We start from the raw sequence: 22,092 nt of genomic DNA, 5'->3' as shown, positions 1-22,092 counted from the left end.
GGAGGAAATTGATCATGCCAAAAGTAGCTTTATATAACCAAAACGGTTCTACTGCTGGTGATATCGAATTAAACGACTCTGTATTTGGAATCGAGCCAAATGAGAGCGTAGTATTCGACGCTATTCTTATGCAAAGAGCTTCCTTACGTCAAGGAACTCATAAAGTAAAAAATCGTTCGGAAGTACGTGGCGGAGGTCGCAAACCTTGGCGTCAAAAAGGTACCGGCCGTGCTCGTCAGGGATCTATCCGTTCACCGCAATGGCGCGGAGGTGGTATCGTATTCGGTCCTACACCACGCAGCTATGCATATAAATTACCGAAAAAAGTTCGCCGCTTGGCTATCAAATCAGCATTGTCTTCTAAAGTGAATGACAACAACTTGATCGTTCTTGAAGATCTTAATCTTGATGCGGTTAAAACAAAAGAAATGGCAGCTATCCTTAAAGGTCTGTCTATCGAGAAGAAAGCTTTAATCGTAACTGCGGATGCAAACGAGACAGTTGAACTATCTGCTCGTAACCTTCCAGGAGTTACTGTTGTTGAAGCTAACGGAATCAACGTCCTCGATGTTGTCGGTCATGAGAAGCTTGTGATCACGAAAGCAGCGGTTGAAAAAGTAGAGGAGGTGCTTGCATAATGAAAGATCCTCGTGATGTTCTAAAGCGCCCCGTCATTACTGAACGTTCTGCTGATTTAATGACTGAGAAAAAATATACGTTTGAAGTAGACGTAAGAGCTAACAAAACAGAAGTGAAAGACGCTGTTGAGCAAATCTTTGGAGTGAAAGTTGAAAAAGTCAACATCATGAACTACAAAGGGAAATTCAAACGTGTCGGCCGCTACTCTGGTATGACAAACAAACGCAGAAAAGCGATTGTTAAGCTTACTGAAGACAGCAAAGAAATCGAAATTTTTGAAGCTTAATCACTTGTAAAAAGAAGGAGGGAAATTCAAAATGGCGATTAAAAAGTACAAACCGACCTCTAACGGACGTCGCGGCATGACTACGTCTGATTTTGCGGAAATCACGACAGATCAGCCGGAAAAATCCTTGCTTGCCCCGCTTCACAAAAAAGGCGGACGCAACAACCAAGGTAAATTAACTGTACGTCATCAAGGCGGCGGACATAAACGCCAATACCGTATTATCGACTTCAAACGCGATAAAGATGGTATACCTGGACGCGTTGCTACAGTTGAGTACGATCCAAACCGTTCAGCTAACATTGCTCTAATTAACTATGTAGACGGAGAAAAACGCTACATCCTGGCTCCTAAGGGCCTTCAAGTAGGAACTGAAATCATGTCAGGACCAGAAGCTGACATTAAAGTAGGTAACGCACTTCCACTGATCAACATCCCTGTTGGTACAGTCGTGCACAACATTGAATTAAAACCTGGAAAAGGCGGACAGCTTGTACGTTCAGCTGGTACATCTGCTCAAGTTCTTGGTAAAGAAGGAAAATACGTTCTTGTGCGTCTGAACTCCGGTGAAGTTCGCATGATTCTTTCTGCTTGCCGCGCTTCTATCGGTCAAGTAGGTAACGAACAGCACGAACTGATCAACATCGGTAAAGCAGGACGTTCACGCTGGAAAGGCATCCGTCCTACAGTTCGCGGTTCTGTTATGAACCCTAACGATCACCCGCACGGTGGTGGTGAAGGACGCGCTCCGATCGGACGTAAATCACCTATGTCTCCATGGGGTAAACCAACTCTTGGATTCAAAACTCGTAAGAAAAAGAACAAATCAGATAAATTCATCGTACGTCGTCGTAAAAATAAATAACGGGGTTGTCTACGGTTCATATCGGACCGTAGTGCAATCACGAAGGGAGGTTCCAAAATGGCTCGCAGCTTAAAAAAAGGACCATTTGTCGATGATCATCTAATGACAAAAATCGAGAAATTAAATGAAGCGGATAAGAAACAAGTTGTGAAAACTTGGTCTCGCCGTTCTACTATTTTCCCGCAATTTATCGGTCACACAATCGCAGTCTATGATGGACGCAAACATGTGCCTGTTTACATCTCTGAAGATATGGTAGGTCACAAGTTGGGTGAATTCGCACCGACACGCACTTACAAAGGTCATGCTAGTGATGACAAAAAAACAAGACGCTAATGAGAGGAGGCTTTTAAATGCAACAAGCTAAAGCTGTCGCAAGAACAGTCCGTATTGCTCCTCGTAAGGCACGTCTAGTAATGGACCTGATTCGAGGCAAGCAAGTAGGTGAAGCAGTATCGATCTTAAACCTTACGCCAAAAGCTGCTTCCCCGATTATTGAAAAAGTTTTAAAATCTGCTATCGCTAACGCTGAGCACAACTACGAAATGGATGCAAACAACCTGGTTGTTACTCAAGCTTACGTGAACGAAGGCCCTACGTTGAAAAGATTCCGTCCGCGCGCTATGGGACGTGCAAGCCAAATCAACAAACGTACGAGCCACATTACTATCGTTGTATCAGAAAAGAAGGAGGGATAACTCGTGGGTCAAAAGGTAAATCCAGTCGGTCTTCGTATTGGTGTTATACGTGATTGGGAATCTAAGTGGTACGCTGGCAAAGATTACGCTGACTTCCTTCACGAAGATCTGAAAATCCGTGAATTTATTAATCAACGCCTGTCTGACGCTTCTGTTTCTAAAGTGGAAATCGAGCGTGCGGCAAACCGTGTAAATATTACGATCCACACAGCTAAGCCTGGTATGGTTATCGGTAAAGGCGGTTCTGAAGTCGAAGCGCTTCGCAAAGCCCTTAACAGCCTTACTGGCAAGCGTGTACACATTAACATTCTTGAAATCAAAAGAGCTGATCTTGATGCTCAGCTAGTTGCTGATAACATCGCTCGTCAATTGGAAAACCGCATCTCTTTCCGTCGTGCGCAAAAGCAACAAATCCAACGCACAATGCGCGCTGGTGCACAAGGAATTAAAACAATGGTTTCCGGTCGTCTTGGCGGCGCAGACATCGCTCGTTCTGAATACTACAGTGAAGGAACTGTTCCATTGCACACACTTCGTGCAGACATCGACTATGCTACATCTGAAGCTGACACAACTTACGGCAAGCTTGGTGTAAAAGTCTGGATCTATCGTGGAGAGGTTCTTCCTACTAAGAAGAAAACTGAGGAAGGAGGAAAATAATATGTTAATGCCAAAACGCGTTAAATATCGCAGAGAGCATCGCGGAAAAATGCGCGGCCGTGCAAAAGGCGGCTCTGAAGTGCATTTCGGTGAATACGGCATCCAGGCTCAAGAAGCTTCTTGGATTACAAACCGTCAAATCGAAGCTGCGCGTATCGCAATGACTCGTTACATGAAACGTGGCGGTAAAGTTTGGATCAAAATTTTCCCTTCTAAGCCTTATACAGCTAAGCCTCTAGAGGTTCGGATGGGTTCCGGTAAAGGTGCTCCTGAAGGATGGGTAGCTGTTGTAAAACCGGGCAAAGTTTTATTTGAAATTTCTGGTGTGTCTGAGGAAGTCGCTCGTGAAGCTCTTCGTCTTGCATCTCACAAATTGCCAATTAAAACGAAGTTCGTAAAACGTGAAGAAATTGGTGGTGAATCAAATGAAAGCTAATGAAATTCGTGACCTTACCACTGCTGAAATTGAACAAAAAGTAAAGTCTCTTAAAGAAGAACTTTTCAATCTTCGCTTTCAATTAGCGACAGGACAACTTGAAAACACTGCTCGCATTCGTGAAGTGCGCAAGTCAATCGCGCGCATGAAAACTGTGATTCGGGAAAGAGAAATTGCTGCCAACAAATAATTCCGGAGGGAGGTTCTCTAAAACATGAGCGAACGCAATCAGCGCAAAGTCTACCAAGGACGTGTTGTTTCTGACAAAATGGATAAAACCATTACTGTTGTTGTAGAAACTTACAAAAAACATTCACTCTACGGTAAACGCGTAAAGTACTCTAAAAAATTCAAAGCACATGATGAAAATAACCAAGCTAAAATCGGAGACATCGTAAAGATCATGGAAACTCGTCCATTATCTGCGACTAAACGTTTTCGTCTAGTTGAAGTTGTCGAAGAAGCTGTTATTATCTAATAAAGTTCGGAAACCTTTTTCCGAAGGGAGGTAACAAATAATGATTCAACAAGAGACTCGTTTAAAAGTAGCTGATAACTCTGGTGCCCGTGAAGTATTAACAATCAAGGTGCTTGGTGGTTCTGGACGCAAAACAGCTAACATTGGTGATGTCATTGTTTGCACGGTTAAACAAGCAACACCAGGAGGCGTTGTCAAAAAAGGTGAGGTCGTAAGAGCTGTAATCGTACGTTCTAAGAGCGGCGCGCGCAGAAATGACGGATCTTACATCAAATTCGATGAGAATGCATGTGTTATCATCCGTGACGACAAAAGCCCGCGCGGAACTCGTATCTTCGGACCTGTAGCACGTGAACTTCGTGATAACAACTTCATGAAAATTGTTTCTCTAGCTCCAGAAGTACTTTAATGATATCAATGCCGGACTAAGGAGGTGCGATCAGGATGCATGTTAAAAAAGGCGATAAAGTAATGGTTATCTCTGGTAAAGACAAAGGAAAACAAGGTGTGATCCTTGCAGCTTTCCCTAAAAAAGACCGCGTAATCGTTGAGGGTGTCAACATGGTGAAGAAGCACTCAAAGCCGACTCAAGCTAACCCTCAAGGCGGAATTTTAAATCAAGAGGCGCCAATTCATGTGTCAAACGTAATGCCGCTCGATCCTAAAACAGGTGAAGTGACTCGCGTAGGATACAAAGTGGAAAATGGCAAAAAAGTTCGTATTGCAAAAAAATCTGGGCAAGTTCTAGATAACTAGTAATAAAGGAAGGGAGGTCTATCTCATGAACCGCCTTAAAGAAAAGTACAATAAAGACATTACACCTGCATTAATGAAAAAGTTCGAATACAAATCTGTGATGCAAGTGCCTAAAATTGAAAAAATCGTAATCAACATGGGTGTTGGTGACGCTGTTCAAAACGCTAAAGCTATCGATAGCGCTGTTGAAGAACTAACGTTTATCGCTGGTCAGAAACCTGTCGTTACTCGTGCGAAGAAATCTATTGCTGGATTCCGTCTTCGTGAAGGAATGCCAATCGGTGCGAAAGTAACTCTTCGCGGAGAGCGCATGTACGATTTCCTTGATAAACTAATTTCTGTTTCTTTACCACGTGTTCGTGACTTCCGCGGAATTTCAAAAAAATCTTTTGACGGTCGCGGAAACTACACACTAGGAATCAAAGAACAGCTGATCTTCCCTGAAATTGACTATGATAAGGTAACTAAAGTTCGCGGTATGGACATCGTTATCGTAACGACTGCCAACACTGATGAAGAAGCTCGTGAACTGTTAACTCAATTAGGTATGCCATTCCAGAAATAATCAATGAAAGGGAGGCGAAATCGTGGCTAAAAAGTCAATGATTGCGAAACAAAAACGCACACCGAAGTTTAAAGTACAAGAGTACACTCGCTGCGAACGCTGCGGCCGTCCGCACTCTGTTATTCGTAAATTTAAACTTTGCCGTATTTGTTTCCGTGAACTTGCATATAAAGGACAAATTCCTGGCGTTAAAAAAGCCAGCTGGTAATCCCCGTTTATGGGAAGGAGGTTATTAAATAATGGTTATGACAGATCCGATTGCAGATATGCTGACTCGAATTCGTAATGCAAACATGGTACGTCATGAGAAGCTCGAAATTCCTGCTTCGAAGTTGAAAAGAGAAATCGCTGAAATCTTGAAAAGAGAAGGTTTCATCCGTGACGTAGAATTCATTGAAGATAACAAGCAAGGTATCATCCGTGTTTTCTTGAAATACGGACAAAACAACGAGCGTGTCATCACTGGCCTTAAGAGAATCAGCAAACCAGGTCTGCGCGTTTACGCTAAGTCAAACGAAGTGCCTCGCGTACTGAACGGACTTGGAATCGCAATTCTTTCTACATCACAAGGTGTGTTAACAGATAAAGAAGCCCGCGCTAAACAGGCTGGCGGAGAAGTATTAGCATACGTTTGGTAAGAAGTTTAACATGAATGGAGGTGTTTGGTATGTCTCGTGTAGGTAAGAAGCTACTTGAGATTCCTTCAGGCGTTACAGTTACTCTGAACGACAACACTGTAACCGTGAAAGGACCAAAAGGAGAATTAACTCGTACGTTTCATCCTGATATGAAGATTAAAATTGAGGACAATGTACTTACTGTAGAGCGTCCTTCAGATAATAAAGAACACCGTGCGCTGCATGGCACAACTCGCAGCATCATCGGAAACATGGTTGAAGGTGTATCTAAAGGTTTTGAAAGAGGTTTGGAATTAGTCGGTGTCGGTTACCGTGCTTCTAAATCCGGAAACAAGCTTGTTTTGAACGTTGGATACTCTCACCCTGTAGAAATCGTTCCTGAAAACGGAATTGAAATCGAAGTTCCATCTCAAACAAAAGTGGTTGTAAAAGGTACAGATAAAGAGCGTGTTGGAGCTACTGCTGCAAACATTCGCGCTGTACGTTCTCCAGAACCTTACAAAGGCAAAGGGATCCGCTATGAAGGAGAAATGGTTCGTCGTAAAGAAGGTAAATCTGCTAAGTAAAACCGCTTAATGTGAGAAAGGAGTGACCCAGATGATTACGAAAACAAGCAAGAATGCTGCACGTCTTAAAAGACACGGTCGTGTTCGCGCGAAGCTTTCAGGAACCCCTGAGAGACCTCGTCTAAATGTTTTCCGTTCAAACAAACATATTTACGCACAAGTGATCGATGATGTGAACGGTGTTACACTTGTGAGTGCATCAACTCTTGATAAAGACTTTAACGCTGAAAATGGCAGCGATACGTCTGCGGCTGCAAAAGTTGGCGAGCTTGTTGCAAAACGCGCTTCTGAAAAAGGTATCACAAATGTCGTGTTCGACCGTGGCGGTTACCTTTATCATGGACGTGTAAAAGCATTGGCTGATGCTGCACGCGAAGCTGGATTAGAATTTTAATAAAAGAAGGAGGGACATATGAATATGCGTCGTATTGACCCAAGCAAATTAGAGTTAGAAGAACGCTTAGTTACCGTTAACCGCGTAGCGAAAGTTGTTAAAGGTGGTCGTCGTTTCCGCTTCGCAGCTCTAGTCGTTGTCGGTGACAAAAACGGACACGTAGGATTCGGTACTGGTAAAGCACAAGAAGTACCAGAAGCGATCCGCAAAGCTGTTGAAGATGCGAAAAAGAATTTGATCGAAGTACCAATGGTTGGAACTACAATTCCACACGAAATCATCGGACGTTTCGGTGCAGGAAACATCTTGTTAAAACCTGCTTCTGAAGGTACGGGAGTTATCGCTGGAGGCCCAGTACGTGCGGTACTTGAGCTTGCAGGTGTAGCTGATATCCTTTCTAAGTCTTTAGGTTCTAACACACCGATCAACATGATCCGTGCAACAGTCCAAGGTTTAAGCGAGCTGAAACGCGCTGAGGACGTTGCGAAGCTTCGTGGAAAATCTGTAGAAGAACTGTTAGGATAAGGAGGGAACATTAATGGCTAAATTAGAAATTACCCTCAAACGCAGTGTAATCGGACGCCCGGAAGATCAGCGTATTACTGTAAGAACGCTCGGTTTAAAGAAAACAAACCAAACTGTCGTTCATGAAGACAACGCTGCAATCCGCGGTATGGTTAACAAAGTATCTCATTTAGTTTCTGTTAAAGAACTTTAAAAATAAACGATAGGCTAAGGAGGTGTCCAAATGAAACTTCATGAATTAAAGCCCGCAGAAGGTTCACGTAAAACGCGCAACCGCGTAGGTCGTGGTATTGGTTCTGGTAACGGTAAAACAGCAGGTAAAGGTCATAAAGGTCAAAACGCTCGTTCTGGCGGCGGTGTACGTCCTGGATTCGAGGGTGGACAAATGCCTTTGTTCCAACGTCTTCCTAAACGCGGTTTCACAAACATCAACCGCAAGGATTTCGCTGTAGTCAACCTAGACAAACTCAACAGCTTTGCAGAAGGGACGGAAGTTACTCCTGAACTTCTTTTAGAAACAGGTGTAATCAGCAAGTTGAAATCTGGAGTGAAAATTCTTGGCGACGGTCAATTAGAAAAGAAATTAACTGTTAAAGCCAATAAATTCTCCGCTTCTGCTAAACAAGCAATTGAGGCTGCTGGCGGTACAGCTGAGGTGATCTAACTTGTTTAAGACAATCTCCAATTTTATGCGTGTGAAGGATATTCGGAATAAGATTATCTTCACTCTTTTAATGCTTATCGTCTTTCGTCTCGGTTCGTTCATTCCTGTGCCGCATGTAAACACAGAAGTTTTAAAGGCACAGGATCAAATGAGCGTATTTGGGATTCTAAACACATTTGGCGGCGGTGCATTGTTCAACTTCTCCATTCTTGCAATGGGAATCATGCCTTACATCACAGCTTCAATCATCATTCAGCTCCTGCAGATGGATGTTGTGCCGAAGTTTACCGAATGGTCTAAGCAAGGAGAAGTTGGTCGCCGAAAACTAGCACAGTTCACAAGGTACTTCACAATCGTTCTTGGATTTATCCAGGCTTTAGGTATGTCTTACGGGTTTAACAACATGGCCGGCGGCGCGTTGATTACAAACCCTGGAGTCGGTACTTATTTGCTTATTGCGGTTGTACTAACTGCTGGAACTGCTTTTTTAATGTGGCTGGGAGAACAAATTACGTCTCATGGAGTTGGTAACGGAATATCCATTATCATCTTCGCCGGTATCGTTGCCGGCATTCCGCAGACGATTAATCAGATCTACGCTCAGCAGTTTGTAGATGCTGGAGATCAGTTATTCTTGCAAATCATAAAGGTTGTCGTTATATTGGTTGCGATTTTGGCGATTGTCGTTGGCGTTATTTTCATCCAACAGGCAGTTAGAAAAATCTCAATTCAATATGCGAAAGGTTCAGGCCGTTCACCGGTTCCTGGCGGCCAGTCTACACACTTGCCGCTGAAGGTTAACCCGGCGGGAGTTATTCCGGTTATCTTTGCAGTAGCATTTATCACCACTCCGCGGACCGTGGCAACATTTTTTGGTACCAATGACGTCACGAATTGGATTCAAAAAACGTTTGATTACACGCATCCGGTCGGAATGGGAGTTTATGCGGCGTTGATCATCGCCTTTACCTATTTCTATGCATTTGTGCAGGTAAACCCTGAGCAAATGGCCGATAATCTTAAAAAACAAGGTGGCTATATTCCGGGAGTTCGTCCAGGAAAAATGACTCAAGATAGAATTACGAGCATTTTGTATCGACTTACATTTGTAGGCTCCATATTCTTGGCCGTGATTGCCATTCTTCCTGTCTTGTTCGTTAATATTGCTGGGCTGCCTTCATCTGCACAAATTGGTGGAACAAGTTTGCTGATTGTCATCGGGGTTGCACTTGAAACAATGAAGCAGCTTGAAAGCCAGCTGGTAAAACGAAACTATCGTGGATTTATGAAGCACTAGAGGAAATGGGGCGCGCCCATTCCCTCTAAAATAGAGAGGACGGGGAATCCGAAATGAACTTAGTCTTAATGGGACTGCCTGGAGCCGGTAAAGGGACACAGGCTGAACGGATTGTTGAAGATTTTGGGATACCTCATATCTCAACAGGAGACATGTTCCGCGCTGCGATGAAAGAAGAAACGGATCTGGGACTCGAAGCCAAATCATACATTGATAAAGGTGAGCTTGTTCCGGATGAAGTGACAATTGGTATTGTCAGGGAGAGACTTGGCAAGAATGATTGTGACGGAGGTTTTCTTCTGGACGGATTTCCGAGAACAGTCGCTCAAGCTGAAGCACTTGAGGAAATTCTTAAAGGACTTGGCAAGTCGATTGACCATGTCATCAACATTCAAGTCGATAAAGATGCATTGATGGAACGTCTGACAGGACGCAGAATCTGCAGAAACTGCGGTGCAACTTATCATTTAGTCTTTAATCCGCCTGCGAAAGAAAATGTATGCGACAAGTGTGGAGGAGAGCTTTATCAGCGTGAAGACGATAATGAAGCTACTGTATCTACACGGTTAGAGGTCAACATGAAGCAAACCCAGCCTTTACTCGATTTCTATGCGGATAAAGGATATCTCGTAAACATTGACGGGCAGAAGCACATCAATGAAGTTTACGCTGATATAAAGGAGCTTCTCGGAGGCCTGGACAAATGATTATTTGTAAAACTCCCCGAGAAATCGAAATCATGCGGGAAGCCGGAAGAATTGTCGCTTTAACTCATCAGAAGCTGAAAAAGCACATTAAACCCGGCATCTCGACAAAAGAACTGGATCAAATTGCCGAACGTTTTATTACAAAGCAAGGTGCAATCCCGTCTTTTAAAGGGTATAATGGTTTTCGCGGGAGCATTTGCGTTTCGGTCAACGAAGAACTCGTGCACGGTATTCCGGGAAAACGGGTCCTTCGCGACGGAGACATCATCAGCATCGATATCGGTGCGAAGCTGAACGGTTATCATGGTGACTCTGCATGGACTTATCCAGTGGGTACGATTAGCGATGATGATCAAAAGCTGCTGGATGTGACAGAGGAGTCTTTATATAGAGGCTTGAAGGAAGCAAAACCGGGAGAACGTTTGTCGAATATTTCCCACGCAATTCAAACGTATGTCGAAAGCGAACAATTTTCAGTCGTCAGGGAATATGTAGGACACGGGGTAGGGCAGGATCTTCATGAGGATCCGCAAATTCCTCACTACGGTCCGCCGAACAAAGGCCCGCGTTTAAAGCCTGGCATGGTCCTGGCCATTGAGCCGATGGTCAATGCAGGCACACGCTATGTCAAAACATTGGCTGACAACTGGACGGTTGTAACTGTGGACGGGAAGAAGTGTGCTCACTTTGAACACACGATTGCCATAACGGAAGCCGGTTTTGAGATACTGACAAAAGCCTAGGTGAAATGAGATGTATCGGAAAACACCTGAAATTGGACAGTTCGTACGCATAGCAAAAGGCCGCGAAATGAACCAATACGCAGTTGTTATTGATATAGTCGATCATCATCATGTGCTGGTAGCAGACGGAGAAAAGCGTAAATTTCATTCTCCTAAGAAAAAGAATATCAATCATTTAACCTTTTATGATTGCGTATCTCCGGAAGTTCAGAACAGTATAAACGAAACAGGGCGTGTGACAAACGGAAAATTGAGATTTTCTCTTTTGAAATTTGTCAGAGAGCAAGTTACTGATTTGAAGAAGGGAGAACACTTGAATGGCGAAAGACGATGTAATTGAAGTGGAAGGTACTGTAGTCGAAACGCTGCCAAACGCAATGTTCAAAGTTGAACTTGAGAATGGTCATACGGTTTTGGCCCACGTATCTGGTAAAATCCGCATGCACTTCATTCGCATTTTACCTGGAGACAAAGTTACGGTAGAATTATCTCCATATGACTTAACTCGTGGTAGAATTACGTACCGTTACAAATAAAGCACTCCGGAAATTGAAGGAGGTTGGAAACACATGAAAGTGAGACCATCAGTTAAACCGATCTGTGAAAAATGTAAGGTCATTCGCAGAAAAGGAAAAGTAATGGTGATCTGTGAAAATCCAAAGCATAAACAAAAACAAGGATAATTTTTAAGGAGGTGCGAGAGAGATGGCTCGTATTGCTGGTGTAGATATCCCACGTGATAAACGTGTTGTTATTTCATTAACATACATCTTTGGAATCGGTCGTACAACGGCTCAGCAAATCTTAAAAGAAGCTGGAGTTTCTGAAGATACTCGCGTTCGTGATTTGACTGAAGAAGAACTTGGTAAAATCCGTGACGTGATTGACAAATTGAAAGTTGAAGGTGACCTTCGCCGTGAAGTGTCTCTTAACATCAAACGTCTGATCGAAATCGGAAGCTACCGCGGAATTCGTCATCGTCGCGGATTGCCTGTTCGCGGTCAAAATACAAAAAATAACGCGCGTACTCGTAAAGGTCCGCGTCGTACTGTAGCTAACAAGAAAAAATAAGCAAGGGAGGTAATTAAACAATGGCTGCTGCTCGTAAAACAAACACGCGTAAACGCCGCGTGAAAAAGAATATTGAATCTGGAATTGCTCATATCCGTTCAACTTTCAACAACACGATTGTTACTATCACAGATGTTCATGGTAATGCTCTTTCTTGGTCAAGCGCCGGATCTCTTGGATTTAAAGGTTCTAAAAAATCCACTCCGTTTGCTGCGCAAATGGCCGCTGAAACAGCTGCTAAAGGTTCTATCGAACATGGACTTAAAACTCTTGAAGTTACTGTAAAAGGACCTGGTTCTGGCCGTGAAGCTGCAATTCGTGCACTTCAAGCTGCTGGACTGGAAGTTACAGCAATCAGAGACGTAACGCCTGTTCCTCATAACGGATGCCGTCCGCCAAAACGTCGCCGCGTGTAATTTGTTTGTATAGATTTTGTGTCCCTGTCAATAATGGGTTATGATACAGTTAATTTATAAAACGAATGCACACTCGTTGCCTGAGCACATACGGGACTAAACAATGGGGAATTTCGGATAGAATCAGAGAAATTCTTTCCGGGGTTTCGACGTTTTGAAGGAGGGTTTTATGAAATGATCGAGATTGAAAAACCAAAAATCGAAACGGTTGAAATCAGCGACGATGCCAAGTATGGTAAATTTGTCGTAGAGCCACTTGAGCGTGGATATGGTACAACTTTGGGTAACTCCTTACGTCGTATCCTTTTATCCTCACTCCCTGGTGCCGCTGTAACATCGATCCAAATAGATGGTGTACTGCATGAATTCTCGACGATCGAAGGCGTCGTTGAAGATGTTACAACGATTATCTTAAACATTAAAAAACTTGCACTGAAAATCTACTCTGAAGAAGAGAAGACGCTTGAGATTGATGTACAGGGTGAAGGAGTTGTAACAGCTGCTGATATTACCCACGACAGTGATGTTGAGATTTTGAATCCTGATCTTCACATTGCGACTCTTGGCCAAAATGCGAGTTTTCGAGTTCGCTTAACCGCTCAAAGAGGTCGCGGGTATACACCAGCTGACTCGAATAAGAGAGACGATCAGCCAATTGGGGTCATCCCGATTGATTCCATCTTTACACCTGTTTCTCGTGTAACATATCAAGTTGAGAATACTCGTGTGGGTCAGATTACAAACTATGACAAACTTACGCTTGACGTATGGACAGATGGAAGCACTGGACCAAAAGAAGCAATTGCGCTTGGTTCAAAGATTTTGACTGAACACCTTAATATTTTTGTCGGTTTGACCGACGAAGCTCAGCATGCTGAAATCATGGTTGAAAAAGAAGAGGACCAAAAAGAAAAAGTTCTTGAAATGACTATTGAAGAGCTCGATCTTTCAGTCCGTTCTTACAACTGCTTGAAGCGTGCGGGAATCAATACAGTTCAAGAACTTGCGAACAAAACTGAAGAAGATATGATGAAAGTTCGCAACCTGGGTCGCAAGTCGCTTGAAGAAGTAAAAGCGAAACTTGAAGAACTTGGACTTGGCCTTCGCAAAGACGATTGACTAGTTTCCATGTGAACTAGGATTTTCGTGTGTTTTTTATTTCAGATCGAGTATTTCAATAAAGGAGGGGACACCACATGTCATACAGAAAACTAGGACGCACTAGTGCACAGCGTAAAGCAATGCTGCGTGATCTTACAACAGACTTGATCATCAACGAGAGAATCGAAACAACAGAAGCTCGCGCGAAAGAACTTCGCTCTGTTGTAGAAAAAATGATTACACTTGGCAAGCGCGGAGATTTACACGCACGCCGCCAAGCAGCTGCATACATCCGCAATGAGGTTGCAGATGCAGAGAAAGACCAAGATGCACTCCAAAAACTTTTCTCTGATGTAGCACCTCGTTATGAAGAGCGCCAAGGCGGATACACACGTATTATGAAGCTTGGTCCTCGCCGTGGTGACGGAGCACCAATGGCTATCATCGAATTGGTTTAATCACATATTTTGTGTGTCTAAAGAAGGGCGGGACAGTTTTTAACTGGATCTATGCCCTTTTTTTAGATACCGGGGAATTTTCTATGATAAAAGAATAGTCAGAAAAGCAGAGCTTTAGAGGAGAGGAGGCCGGACGGGCAAATGAATCAAGATCGATTAATAGCTGCAGAGGATATCACGTTTCGCTACCAGAAAGATGCGGACAGGCCTGCGCTTGATCATGTATCTTTCCATGTGTCGAAAGGAGAATGGCTTGCGATCGTAGGTCACAACGGCTCAGGGAAGTCGACGCTCGCCCGTGCTTTAAACGGACTGATCCTGCCTGACGAAGGATCGATTGATGTCGGCGGTATTCAGCTGACGGAAGAGACGGTCTGGGATGTCCGAAAAAAAATCGGCATGGTGTTTCAAAATCCGGATAACCAATTTGTCGGGACAACCGTCCGCGATGATGTGGCTTTTGGTTTAGAAAACAACGGAGTTCCAAGAGAAGACATGGTGGAAAGGGTGGATTGGGCCGTTCAACAGGTGAACATGCAAGAATTTCTCGATCAAGAGCCGCACCATCTCTCTGGAGGGCAAAAGCAGCGTGTTGCGATTGCGGGAGTGCTTGCCGCCCGTCCTGACATCATGATTCTCGACGAGGCGACTTCCATGCTCGACCCGATGGGACGGGAAGAAGTGCTGGATACGGTCAGAAGGCTGAAAGACCAGGGAATGGTTACGGTCATTTCGATTACACATGACTTAAACGAAGCTGCTAAGGCCGACCGGATCATCGTCATGAACGGCGGAAGAAAATTTGCCGAAGGCACGCCGGAGGAAGTCTTTCGTCTGAATCAAGACCTGATAAAAATCGGGCTTGATTTGCCTTTTTCTTTTCAGCTTAGCCAAATGCTGAAGGAAAGCGGTCTGGCTTTGAAAGGCGATCATCTGACACAAGAAGGATTGGTGAATGAGCTATGGACATTGAAATCAAAGATGTAGAGCACCGATACCAGATGAAAACGCCTTTTGAACGCCTTGCGATCTATGATGTCAACGCCGTGATTAAAGAAGGAAGCTATGTCGCAGTGATCGGCCATACAGGATCGGGAAAATCGACGTTGCTTCAGCACCTGAACGGGCTTTTAAAACCGACAAAAGGACAGATACGCCTCGGCGGGGACGTTCTCGAAGCAGGCAAAAAGAATAAACACTTAAAAGCTTTGCGGAAAAAGGTCGGGATTGTCTTTCAGTTTCCTGAACATCAGCTGTTTGAAGAAACAATTTTAAAGGACATTTCATTCGGCCCGATCAATTTCGGCATGAGCCGGGAGAAGGCGGAAGAAAAGGCGAGGGAAATGCTGAAGCTTGTAGGTTTGGATGAGGAGCTGTCCGACAGGTCCCCGTTTGAACTAAGCGGCGGGCAAATGCGCCGCGTGGCCATTGCGGGAGTGCTGGCGATGGAGCCGGAGGTTCTCGTCCTCGATGAACCGACGGCAGGGCTTGACCCAAGAGGCCGCAAAGAGATCATGGACATGTTCTACAGCCTCCATAAGCAGAGGAATCTGACGACGATTCTCGTCACCCACAGTATGGAAGATGCGGCGGCGTATGCAGATGAACTGATTGTGATGCATAAAGGCACGGTCAAAGCAAAAGGGACGCCGCGGGAGCTTTTTTCAAGGAAAGACGATATCGCTGCCTTTGGGCTTGATTTGCCGGAAACGATTAAATTCCAAAAACGTCTTGAAGAAACGCTGGGCATTACGTTCAAAGCGCCGATCTTGACGATTGAAGAAGCAGCCTCCGAAATTAAAGCTCTTTTTCAGGAGGAAAATGCCCTATGATGGACAATATCATTATCGGCAAGTATGTACCCGGGACATCGATCATTCACCGGCTTGATCCGCGTACAAAGCTGTTAACCATTTTCCTTTTTGTCTTTATCGTTTTTTTCGCGAATAATACGGAAACATATGCACTGCTCGGCCTGTTTACGGTCGCAGCCGCAGCTTTGTCGGGCGTTCCGGTGCGATTCCTTTTAAAAGGGATGAAGCCGGTGTTCTGGATTGTGCTGTTTACGTTTCTGCTTCATATTTTTATGACAAGGGAAGGACCGGTTCTCGCCGATTTCGGCTTGTTTAAAATTTATGAGCAGGGGCTTGTTCAAGGGATTTTTATTTCGCTGCGCTTTGTTTACCTCATCATGATCACAACGATTTTAACATTGACGACGACTCCAATCGAAGTGACCGATGGTTTGGAGCATTTGCTCGGTCCGTTTAAAAAGTTGAAGCTTCCCGTTCATGAACTCGCTCTCATGATGTCCATCTCCCTTAGATTTATACCGACTCTGATCGAAGAGACGGATAAGATCATGAAAGCACAAATGGCAAGAGGCGTCGATTTTACGAACGGCCCGGTCAAAGAACGTGTCAAAGCGATCGTTCCTCTTCTTGTTCCGCTGTTTGTCAGTGCCTTTAAAAGAGCCGAAGAGCTTGCAACCGCGATGGAGGCGCGAGGATACAGAGGAGGGGAAGGCCGTACAAAATACAGGCAGCTGACGTGGAAATGGAAGGATACTTCCGTGCTTCTCATTTTAGCTGGTCTTGGCGTATTGCTAATTTTATTGCGGACTTAGGTGATAGACGATGAGAATGAAATGCACGATTTCATATGACGGACACCTTTTTTACGGCTACCAAGTGCAGCCTGGTCAAAGAACGGTGCAGGATGAGCTTGAAAAAGCGCTGCAAACGCTCCATAAAGCGAAAGAGCGTATTCCTGTCGTTTCATCCGGGCGTACCGACAGCGGCGTCCACGCGGTCGGACAGACGATTCATTTTGACAGTCCGCTATCCATCCCTGAGGCGAAATGGCCGTATGCTTTGAACGCCCTGCTGCCTGATGATATATCGGTCCACAAGGCGGAAGCTGTCGATAATCAATTTCATGCGAGGTTTTCTGCAAAAAGAAAAGAATACCGGTATATGATTTACAGGGGCAGACATCCGGACGTTTTTAAACGCCACTACGCATACCATGTTCCGTATGACCTTGATATGGAAAAAGTCAAAGAAGCCTCCCGCTATCTGGTCGGAACCCATGATTTCACAAGCTTTTGTGCAACCAAAACCGAAGTGAAGGACAAAGTCAGAACGGTCTATGAACTGGAATGGTCTGACACAGGGGACGGACTGCAGATGAGGATTGTAGGCAGCGGATTTTTGTATAACATGGTTAGAATCATTGCCGGCACGCTTCTTGATGTAGGAACCGGCAAATTTTCCCCTGGAGACATTGAAAAGATGATTCTTGCCAGAAGCCGCGATGCCGCAGGGCGCACGGCACCGGCGCACGGCTTGTATTTATGGCGTGTTATCTATGACAACTAAACCAGGTGTAACATTTTCTTGACAGAGAGTACAGAAAGTTATAAGATATCATATGGTATGTATTTCAACCCCACGATAAGCCCCGGAAACTTATTGTGTTTTGAAATAGAACGTAATTGAAGTTTATTGAAAATGGCAGATTTATTTAGGAGGGAAATTTAATGCGTACAACACCTATGGCTAACGCAAGTAATATTGAACGCAAGTGGTTAGTTGTTGATGCTGCTGGCAAGACGCTAGGACGTCTTTCTACAGAAGTTGCATCTATCCTTCGCGGAAAACATAAACCAACTTACACACCACACGTTGACACTGGAGATCATGTGATCATCATCAACGCTGAAAAAATCGAGTTAACTGGTAAAAAGTTAACGGACAAAATCTACTACCGTCACACTCAACATCCAGGCGGTTTAAAATCAAGAACTGCTCTTGAAATGCGTACAAACTACCCTGAGAAAATGCTTGAACTTGCGATCAAAGGCATGCTTCCAAAAGGTTCTCTAGGTCGTCAAATGTTCAAAAAATTGAACGTATACCGTGGTTCTGAGCATCCACACGAAGCACAAAAACCTGAAGTTTACGAACTTCGCGGTTAATTAAAAGGAGGTTACCAATTTGGCACAGGTTCAATATTACGGTACTGGCCGTCGTAAAAGCTCTGTAGCGCGTGTGCGTTTAGTTCCAGGAGAAGGCCGTATCATCGTGAATAATCGTGAAATCAGCGAGCACATCCCATCTGCAGCTCTAATCGAAGATATCAAACAACCATTAAATTTGACTGAAACAGCTGGTACTTATGACGTTTTAGTAAACGTTCATGGAGGCGGCTTATCCGGTCAAGCCGGAGCAATCCGTCACGGTATCGCCCGAGCTTTGCTTGAAGCAGATCCGGAATACCGTTCAACTCTAAAACGTGCCGGTCTACTGACTCGTGACGCACGTATGAAAGAACGTAAAAAATACGGACTTAAAGGCGCACGCCGTGCACCTCAGTTCTCAAAACGTTAATATACCAACGTTCAAGCCCTCATCCGGTTACTCGGAAGAGGGCTTGTTTTTTGCTTTAAAATGATTTTTGACCACATTTTGACCACGTTTAAATGAATTTCTCATAATTCCATGTACTTTTTAAATGTTTCGGCCGTTTTTTCTTTTGCGGTTTTCGTGACATGTGTATAGATGTTCATAGTCGTTTGAATTTCTTTGTGACCTAAACGGGCTTGTACTTCTTTAATGGATGCGCCTGCTTCAAAAAGGATCGATGCGTGAGAATGTCTAAAACCGTGAATCGTGATTCTGTGAAGCTTATTTTTAGCGATCATACGGTTTAAGAGGGAAAAGCCTTAGAGGGCGCATATCGCCCCGTATAAGCGCGTATTTAGCTTCTGAGGTGATCCCATTAGATAAGAGTATTTCTTTTTGCTACGTACGCCATTTTGTAAGTATTTGGGCCGTATGATAATCAATCGTAATAATTCGCTTAGAATGATATTTTTTTGTTGTTTGGATGACTTCTTTACCGTCTTCAAAAAACATTGTTTGTTTGATGTTTATTGTTTTCTCTTTTAAGTCAACGTCCCTCCATTCCAAGGCAAGAAGTTCCCCTTTACGCATACCGGTAAAAATAAGAACATAAAACATAACATAATCTTGTTGTTCAAGTTGCGAATGCGCTTTTTCGAGAAAGGTTTTGATTTCGTCCTTTTCCCAAAAGTTCCGTTTCTCTTCTTCCTGCGGTAAAAACCAATATGAACGCCTCCTATGCTCAATTAGTAAATTGCACAAGTTGGAAAGAACGTTTGTTCTGTTTTTGGTGTTAAAGAAAAGCCCTAAAAAGGGCATTTCTTAATTATTGACTTCGATTGTGTGCTTGATGTCTTTTCCAAGAGGCTCGAAATTGTTATCTGTTGGAGCATCAACACGCAGTTCAATGGATTTCAAATCCTTAACAGATGACTTTTTTAAGATATATACATTATGCCCCTCGTTTTTAACTTTGCCTAAGTATTCACCCTCGATGTGTTCAGACAATAACATTTCAGGTTCCAGCTGCTCTTTAGTGTTTGTGACGATTGTGGCTTGTCCTAAATAGAAGTTAACATCTTTTTCTGATGTGTTTTCGCCAGATAGTTCAATTGTGACAGCATTCACTTTCTCACCTACTTTGACACCGAGCAGATCAGCAGTTTCTTCGTTTTTTGGCTCCATTTCTTTCAATTGTACAGCTTTGATTTCGTATTTAATAGGACCTGTAGTTCCGTTTATATTTAGTTTTTTATTAGTATAGACATTTTTCCCTTTGAGGTTTTCGTCTTCCTGTACATCTTCTTTTTTGTTGTCAGTGTCTTTATTTTCGCTTGCTGATGATTCTTTTTTGGTATCATCTTTTTTTGCGGTGTCTTTAGAACCGCACGCCCCTAAAATAATCCCTAAACAGAGCGCAAGGGATAAAATTAAAAATTTCTTCAAGTAAAGCCCCCCAGTTCATTTATATGGTATATCTTTTATCATAGGACAAAACTCCCGCAAATTCAACGGAACAATACCAATTTTGTAAAAAGTTACGTCTGTGATTAATCAGATTTCTTTTTCCCGCCTTCTTTCAGTTGCGCCGTCATGATTTCAAGAGCAGCATCTAAATCTCCTGTGTAAATTCTCCATCAAGGGTGGCAAGGAATGTTTTTGCATTAGATAATCCAAAAGGGGAATTTATAGTAAAAAACGGCAGTCATTTCGAAATGGATACAACGGGGCACACTTGGATCGATTCAACAGGAGTTATATCGATCAGCAGTGGCGAAAGGGTTTCGCTAGGATCAACTGTTCACTTGCCTGCTAAAACTATGTTAGGCGGAAGAGATACCTCAAGCCAATACGAGCAAGCAAGAACTTACAGAGATATATGGCGGATTACAGTATAACCGAATGATTCCGCTGATTATGTAGATGTTCATCTAGGCTCGGATTCTGCCGCCTACGGTTCCACGCAATACTTTTTTCAAGATGAAAACGCCAAAAAAGCTGAAAATATTTTTGCTGTTTTCGCCCAACCATACGGGGGCTATTCTAATGCTTGTACGGCAGGCGTTGAGGCCATGTCTAGCACAGGATTTAAGTGTATGTGCGAGGAACTGGAACATTAACAGGGGGCAGCGATAAGATTATGCGAGTGCTAGTCTGTATGTTTTACGAAGTACCGTAAAAAAAGTGAGGTTTTAAAATGGCTATCGATTATAAAGGTTATTCCTATCACAAATATATGGACGGGGTCGAAATCACCGAAACCGATACGGGGATCATTATAAGCGAATTTTCCTGATCGACGGTGACACAAAACATCATTTTGACGCCGTTTCTATCAGTTTAAATAGAGACGATGAATTCCCGATCTTGTATGAATTGTTCATCGTGAAAGACGCGGAAACCGGAAGCATGAAATACCATCTTGATAAAACATATCTTGAATAGCTGATTGTAAAGCCTTTCTCCAAAGAGAAAGACAGATCAGTCAGAACTTAGAACAGGAAAACGAAAAGCTCAAAAAAGAGCTTCAAGAAGAGCGGATCGGAAATTCACAGGCGGAAGATGAAGTGATAGAAATGAATCAAATCGAAGTAAATAAAGAATATCACGAAAAAAGAGCAGAAGCGGCGAGATAAGCGGCTTTTTTATTTTGTATAAAGGAGTCCATACAATGGATACATTTTATAAAGGTGTCATTGCTGTTGCGGGTGAAATTGCCGGATTTCTTTTTGGAGGTTGGAGCGTGCTGCTTACTATTTTGTCTGTACTTGTGATTGATTATGCAAGCGGTCTGATGGCTGCCGGAATAAACGGAGAAAAGTAAAGTCGGATATATCGGCATTACTCGTAAAGTGTTTATTTTTGTGATCGTTGGGGTTATGGCGAATTTCGGTGGATTTTCGGGACATGAAAGAACGTAAAAAATACGGACTTAAAGGCGCACGCCGTGCACCTCAGTTCTCAAAACGTTAATTTCTGGCGTTTCAAAGGCTCTCAAGACTTTTGTCTTGGGGGTCTTTTTTATTGCTGCCGTCCTACATATGAAGCGGATACCGGAACACGGTTCATCTCCCGCGCCCAGACGGATATTTGTCCGATGTGATGAATTTCATGGGCGATCAAATGCTTTAAAATGTCACTTTGTGTATAGGTATCTTCTGACCAAGACGTTTTGACAGGCTTTTGTTCGGCTGCGCTGGAAAAATGAAAAACCACGCTCTCAACTTCGGGACGATACGCTTCAGAAAACCTGATAATGTGCTGAATCGACGGGTAGTCGGAAAACTCGGGAGTGAAGTCCGGCTTGTCTAAAATGGCATACATCCAGCTCACCTCAACATCGACAATATGAAACAAGTTTTTCAAAATGCTTTCCATACCGCCTGAATGCCTTTTTTCGAGTTCCTCTTGTAACTGATGCAAGCACCATTCAAACCCTTCATTGCGAACCTGCCAATTATATTGAAACAATCCATTCATTGCCTCACATCTCTTTATCTGTTCGGACTTTTCCTTCTCCTGAAAATCGGGCTTCAAACTGCATAAAAGGAAACTGATCAATTGAATTTTCCGGCGTTTATTTTTCATTTTTACTTGAAGCAGATCCGGAATACCGTTCAATTCTAAAACGCGCTCTACTTCTGACTCGCGATGCGAATAAGAACGTACCCGTGCACCTCAGTTTTAAAAACGTAAATATAGCATGTTACATGCTCTCAAATC

40 protein-coding genes and 1 pseudogene are annotated in these 22,092 nt (G+C 43.5%); 37 read left to right on the top strand and 4 right to left on the bottom strand.

Going from position 1 to position 22,092, the window contains the following annotated elements:
• Window positions 1-14 precede the first annotated feature (14 nt).
• The 35 genes from rplD to rpsI (ACH97_RS13375) all read left to right on the top strand — a co-directional run bounded on the left by rplD (window position 15) and on the right by rpsI (ACH97_RS13375) (window position 18,354).
• Window positions 15-638: a 50S ribosomal protein L4 gene (gene rplD / locus ACH97_RS13540; RefSeq protein ID WP_020449859.1), complete on the top strand. Its 624-nt coding sequence runs from the start codon at window positions 15-17 to the stop codon at window positions 636-638.
• Window positions 638-925, top strand: a complete 288-nt coding sequence (gene rplW / locus ACH97_RS13535; RefSeq protein WP_020449860.1) for a 50S ribosomal protein L23 — start codon at window positions 638-640, stop codon at window positions 923-925. The genes rplD and rplW overlap by 1 nt, the downstream gene beginning before the upstream one ends.
• A 31-nt stretch (window positions 926-956) precedes the next feature.
• Window positions 957-1,790, top strand: coding sequence for a 50S ribosomal protein L2 (rplB, locus tag ACH97_RS13530; RefSeq protein ID WP_020449861.1), 834 nt, complete (start codon window positions 957-959; stop codon window positions 1,788-1,790).
• A 57-nt stretch (window positions 1,791-1,847) separates the two neighbouring features.
• Window positions 1,848-2,126: a 30S ribosomal protein S19 gene (gene rpsS, locus ACH97_RS13525; protein WP_003178334.1), complete on the top strand. Its 279-nt coding sequence runs from the start codon at window positions 1,848-1,850 to the stop codon at window positions 2,124-2,126.
• A gap of 17 nt (window positions 2,127-2,143) precedes the next feature.
• Entirely contained in the window at window positions 2,144-2,488 is a 345-nt protein-coding gene (gene rplV, locus ACH97_RS13520; RefSeq protein ID WP_020449862.1) for a 50S ribosomal protein L22, read from the top strand.
• A gap of 3 nt (window positions 2,489-2,491) precedes the next feature.
• Window positions 2,492-3,148, top strand: coding sequence for a 30S ribosomal protein S3 (gene rpsC, locus ACH97_RS13515; protein ID WP_003178339.1), 657 nt, complete (start codon window positions 2,492-2,494; stop codon window positions 3,146-3,148).
• A gap of 1 nt (window position 3,149) precedes the next feature.
• A complete protein-coding gene (rplP, locus tag ACH97_RS13510) occupies window positions 3,150-3,584 on the top strand; it encodes a 50S ribosomal protein L16 (RefSeq protein WP_020449863.1) in 435 nt (144 codons plus the stop codon).
• On the top strand, window positions 3,574-3,774 hold the full coding sequence (gene rpmC, locus ACH97_RS13505) for a 50S ribosomal protein L29 (protein WP_003178343.1): 201 nt from the start codon (window positions 3,574-3,576) through the stop codon (window positions 3,772-3,774). Before rplP ends, rpmC begins: the two co-directional genes overlap by 11 nt.
• Before the next feature lie 24 nt (window positions 3,775-3,798).
• A complete protein-coding gene (gene rpsQ / locus ACH97_RS13500) occupies window positions 3,799-4,062 on the top strand; it encodes a 30S ribosomal protein S17 (RefSeq protein ID WP_003178345.1) in 264 nt (87 codons plus the stop codon).
• A 40-nt stretch (window positions 4,063-4,102) separates the two neighbouring features.
• Complete coding sequence (gene rplN, locus ACH97_RS13495; RefSeq protein ID WP_020449864.1) at window positions 4,103-4,471, top strand: 50S ribosomal protein L14; 369 nt, start codon at window positions 4,103-4,105, stop codon at window positions 4,469-4,471.
• Between the two features lie 35 nt (window positions 4,472-4,506).
• The gene (gene rplX / locus ACH97_RS13490; protein ID WP_003178350.1) at window positions 4,507-4,818 is read left to right on the top strand and encodes a 50S ribosomal protein L24; all 312 of its coding nucleotides are present in this window, start codon (window positions 4,507-4,509) and stop codon (window positions 4,816-4,818) included.
• A gap of 25 nt (window positions 4,819-4,843) precedes the next feature.
• Window positions 4,844-5,383 carry a 50S ribosomal protein L5 gene (gene rplE / locus ACH97_RS13485; protein WP_020449865.1) on the top strand — a complete coding sequence of 180 codons (540 nt, stop codon included), beginning with the start codon at window positions 4,844-4,846 and terminating at the stop codon, window positions 5,381-5,383.
• A 22-nt stretch (window positions 5,384-5,405) separates the two neighbouring features.
• A complete protein-coding gene (gene rpsN, locus ACH97_RS22970) occupies window positions 5,406-5,591 on the top strand; it encodes a 30S ribosomal protein S14 (protein ID WP_003178353.1) in 186 nt (61 codons plus the stop codon).
• A gap of 31 nt (window positions 5,592-5,622) precedes the next feature.
• A complete protein-coding gene (rpsH, locus tag ACH97_RS13480; RefSeq protein WP_003178355.1) occupies window positions 5,623-6,021 on the top strand; it encodes a 30S ribosomal protein S8 in 399 nt (132 codons plus the stop codon).
• A 29-nt stretch (window positions 6,022-6,050) separates the two neighbouring features.
• The gene (rplF, locus tag ACH97_RS13475; protein WP_003178356.1) at window positions 6,051-6,587 is read left to right on the top strand and encodes a 50S ribosomal protein L6; all 537 of its coding nucleotides are present in this window, start codon (window positions 6,051-6,053) and stop codon (window positions 6,585-6,587) included.
• Between the two features lie 31 nt (window positions 6,588-6,618).
• Window positions 6,619-6,981, top strand: coding sequence for a 50S ribosomal protein L18 (gene rplR / locus ACH97_RS13470; RefSeq protein WP_020449866.1), 363 nt, complete (start codon window positions 6,619-6,621; stop codon window positions 6,979-6,981).
• Window positions 6,982-7,005: 24 nt separating this feature from the next.
• The gene (gene rpsE / locus ACH97_RS13465; RefSeq protein WP_023855910.1) at window positions 7,006-7,506 is read left to right on the top strand and encodes a 30S ribosomal protein S5; all 501 of its coding nucleotides are present in this window, start codon (window positions 7,006-7,008) and stop codon (window positions 7,504-7,506) included.
• Between the two features lie 13 nt (window positions 7,507-7,519).
• Window positions 7,520-7,699, top strand: a complete 180-nt coding sequence (rpmD, locus tag ACH97_RS13460) for a 50S ribosomal protein L30 (protein ID WP_020449868.1) — start codon at window positions 7,520-7,522, stop codon at window positions 7,697-7,699.
• A 30-nt stretch (window positions 7,700-7,729) separates the two neighbouring features.
• The gene (gene rplO / locus ACH97_RS13455) at window positions 7,730-8,170 is read left to right on the top strand and encodes a 50S ribosomal protein L15 (RefSeq protein ID WP_020449869.1); all 441 of its coding nucleotides are present in this window, start codon (window positions 7,730-7,732) and stop codon (window positions 8,168-8,170) included.
• Between the two features lies 1 nt (window position 8,171).
• On the top strand, window positions 8,172-9,467 hold the full coding sequence (gene secY, locus ACH97_RS13450; RefSeq protein WP_020449870.1) for a preprotein translocase subunit SecY: 1,296 nt from the start codon (window positions 8,172-8,174) through the stop codon (window positions 9,465-9,467).
• Between the two features lie 53 nt (window positions 9,468-9,520).
• Window positions 9,521-10,174 (top strand): adenylate kinase, encoded by a 654-nt coding sequence (locus tag ACH97_RS13445; RefSeq protein ID WP_020449871.1) that lies wholly within the window; start codon window positions 9,521-9,523, stop codon window positions 10,172-10,174.
• Complete coding sequence (gene map / locus ACH97_RS13440) at window positions 10,171-10,917, top strand: type I methionyl aminopeptidase (protein ID WP_020449872.1); 747 nt, start codon at window positions 10,171-10,173, stop codon at window positions 10,915-10,917. The genes ACH97_RS13445 and map overlap by 4 nt, the downstream gene beginning before the upstream one ends.
• 10 nt (window positions 10,918-10,927) lie before the next feature.
• Entirely contained in the window at window positions 10,928-11,257 is a 330-nt protein-coding gene (locus ACH97_RS13435) for a KOW domain-containing RNA-binding protein (protein ID WP_020449873.1), read from the top strand.
• Window positions 11,235-11,453 carry a translation initiation factor IF-1 gene (gene infA / locus ACH97_RS13430; protein WP_003178377.1) on the top strand — a complete coding sequence of 73 codons (219 nt, stop codon included), beginning with the start codon at window positions 11,235-11,237 and terminating at the stop codon, window positions 11,451-11,453. Before ACH97_RS13435 ends, infA begins: the two co-directional genes overlap by 23 nt.
• Window positions 11,454-11,486: 33 nt before the next feature.
• On the top strand, window positions 11,487-11,600 hold the full coding sequence (gene rpmJ, locus ACH97_RS13425) for a 50S ribosomal protein L36 (protein WP_003156543.1): 114 nt from the start codon (window positions 11,487-11,489) through the stop codon (window positions 11,598-11,600).
• 22 nt (window positions 11,601-11,622) lie between these two features.
• Complete coding sequence (gene rpsM, locus ACH97_RS13420; RefSeq protein ID WP_003178378.1) at window positions 11,623-11,988, top strand: 30S ribosomal protein S13; 366 nt, start codon at window positions 11,623-11,625, stop codon at window positions 11,986-11,988.
• Between the two features lie 20 nt (window positions 11,989-12,008).
• Window positions 12,009-12,404 carry a 30S ribosomal protein S11 gene (rpsK, locus tag ACH97_RS13415; protein ID WP_020449874.1) on the top strand — a complete coding sequence of 132 codons (396 nt, stop codon included), beginning with the start codon at window positions 12,009-12,011 and terminating at the stop codon, window positions 12,402-12,404.
• 174 nt (window positions 12,405-12,578) lie between these two features.
• A complete protein-coding gene (locus ACH97_RS13410) occupies window positions 12,579-13,523 on the top strand; it encodes a DNA-directed RNA polymerase subunit alpha (protein WP_020449875.1) in 945 nt (314 codons plus the stop codon).
• Window positions 13,524-13,600: 77 nt separating this feature from the next.
• Window positions 13,601-13,963, top strand: a complete 363-nt coding sequence (gene rplQ, locus ACH97_RS13405) for a 50S ribosomal protein L17 (RefSeq protein WP_020449876.1) — start codon at window positions 13,601-13,603, stop codon at window positions 13,961-13,963.
• Window positions 13,964-14,104: 141 nt separating this feature from the next.
• Window positions 14,105-14,950: an energy-coupling factor ABC transporter ATP-binding protein gene (locus tag ACH97_RS13400; RefSeq protein ID WP_020449877.1), complete on the top strand. Its 846-nt coding sequence runs from the start codon at window positions 14,105-14,107 to the stop codon at window positions 14,948-14,950.
• Window positions 14,926-15,795 (top strand): energy-coupling factor ABC transporter ATP-binding protein, encoded by an 870-nt coding sequence (locus ACH97_RS13395; RefSeq protein ID WP_020449878.1) that lies wholly within the window; start codon window positions 14,926-14,928, stop codon window positions 15,793-15,795. The genes ACH97_RS13400 and ACH97_RS13395 overlap by 25 nt, the downstream gene beginning before the upstream one ends.
• Entirely contained in the window at window positions 15,792-16,589 is a 798-nt protein-coding gene (locus ACH97_RS13390) for an energy-coupling factor transporter transmembrane component T family protein (RefSeq protein ID WP_020449879.1), read from the top strand. The genes ACH97_RS13395 and ACH97_RS13390 overlap by 4 nt, the downstream gene beginning before the upstream one ends.
• 10 nt (window positions 16,590-16,599) lie before the next feature.
• Window positions 16,600-17,343: a tRNA pseudouridine(38-40) synthase TruA gene (gene truA, locus ACH97_RS13385; RefSeq protein ID WP_020449880.1), complete on the top strand. Its 744-nt coding sequence runs from the start codon at window positions 16,600-16,602 to the stop codon at window positions 17,341-17,343.
• 161 nt (window positions 17,344-17,504) lie between these two features.
• A complete protein-coding gene (gene rplM, locus ACH97_RS13380) occupies window positions 17,505-17,942 on the top strand; it encodes a 50S ribosomal protein L13 (protein ID WP_020449881.1) in 438 nt (145 codons plus the stop codon).
• A 19-nt stretch (window positions 17,943-17,961) separates the two neighbouring features.
• Window positions 17,962-18,354, top strand: coding sequence for a 30S ribosomal protein S9 (gene rpsI, locus ACH97_RS13375; protein ID WP_020449882.1), 393 nt, complete (start codon window positions 17,962-17,964; stop codon window positions 18,352-18,354).
• Between the two features lie 101 nt (window positions 18,355-18,455).
• On the opposite strand, the gene ACH97_RS24260 is transcribed toward rpsI (ACH97_RS13375), so the two are convergent.
• The 3 genes from ACH97_RS24260 to ACH97_RS13365 form a co-directional block, all read right to left on the bottom strand.
• Window positions 18,456-18,668, bottom strand: a complete 213-nt coding sequence (locus ACH97_RS24260) for a tyrosine-type recombinase/integrase (protein WP_025810425.1) — start codon at window positions 18,666-18,668, stop codon at window positions 18,456-18,458.
• Between the two features lie 100 nt (window positions 18,669-18,768).
• Window positions 18,769-19,188 carry a site-specific integrase gene (locus tag ACH97_RS24255; RefSeq protein WP_277619888.1) on the bottom strand — a complete coding sequence of 140 codons (420 nt, stop codon included), beginning with the start codon at window positions 19,186-19,188 and terminating at the stop codon, window positions 18,769-18,771.
• Window positions 19,189-19,191: 3 nt separating this feature from the next.
• Window positions 19,192-19,815, bottom strand: a complete 624-nt coding sequence (locus ACH97_RS13365; protein ID WP_020449883.1) for a glycosyl hydrolase lipoprotein — start codon at window positions 19,813-19,815, stop codon at window positions 19,192-19,194.
• 1,225 nt (window positions 19,816-21,040) lie between these two features.
• Here ACH97_RS13365 and ACH97_RS13360 point away from each other — a divergent pair.
• Window positions 21,041-21,193 carry a phage holin family protein gene (locus tag ACH97_RS13360; protein WP_223254888.1) on the top strand — a complete coding sequence of 51 codons (153 nt, stop codon included), beginning with the start codon at window positions 21,041-21,043 and terminating at the stop codon, window positions 21,191-21,193.
• A gap of 83 nt (window positions 21,194-21,276) precedes the next feature.
• Window positions 21,277-21,342 (top strand): annotated as a pseudogene (gene rpsI, locus ACH97_RS22960) (30S ribosomal protein S9); the annotation flags it as partial.
• Window positions 21,343-21,390: 48 nt separating this feature from the next.
• On the opposite strand, the gene ACH97_RS13355 reads toward rpsI (ACH97_RS22960), so the two are convergent.
• A complete protein-coding gene (locus ACH97_RS13355; RefSeq protein WP_020449884.1) occupies window positions 21,391-21,849 on the bottom strand; it encodes a DinB family protein in 459 nt (152 codons plus the stop codon).
• Window positions 21,850-22,092 lie beyond the last annotated feature (243 nt).

This window comes from Bacillus paralicheniformis, assembly GCF_001042485.2.
Classification (GTDB): domain Bacteria; phylum Bacillota; class Bacilli; order Bacillales; family Bacillaceae; genus Bacillus; species Bacillus paralicheniformis.
The sequence above is the reverse complement of the archived record's forward strand: the minus strand, read 5'-3'. Positions and strand labels throughout refer to the sequence as shown.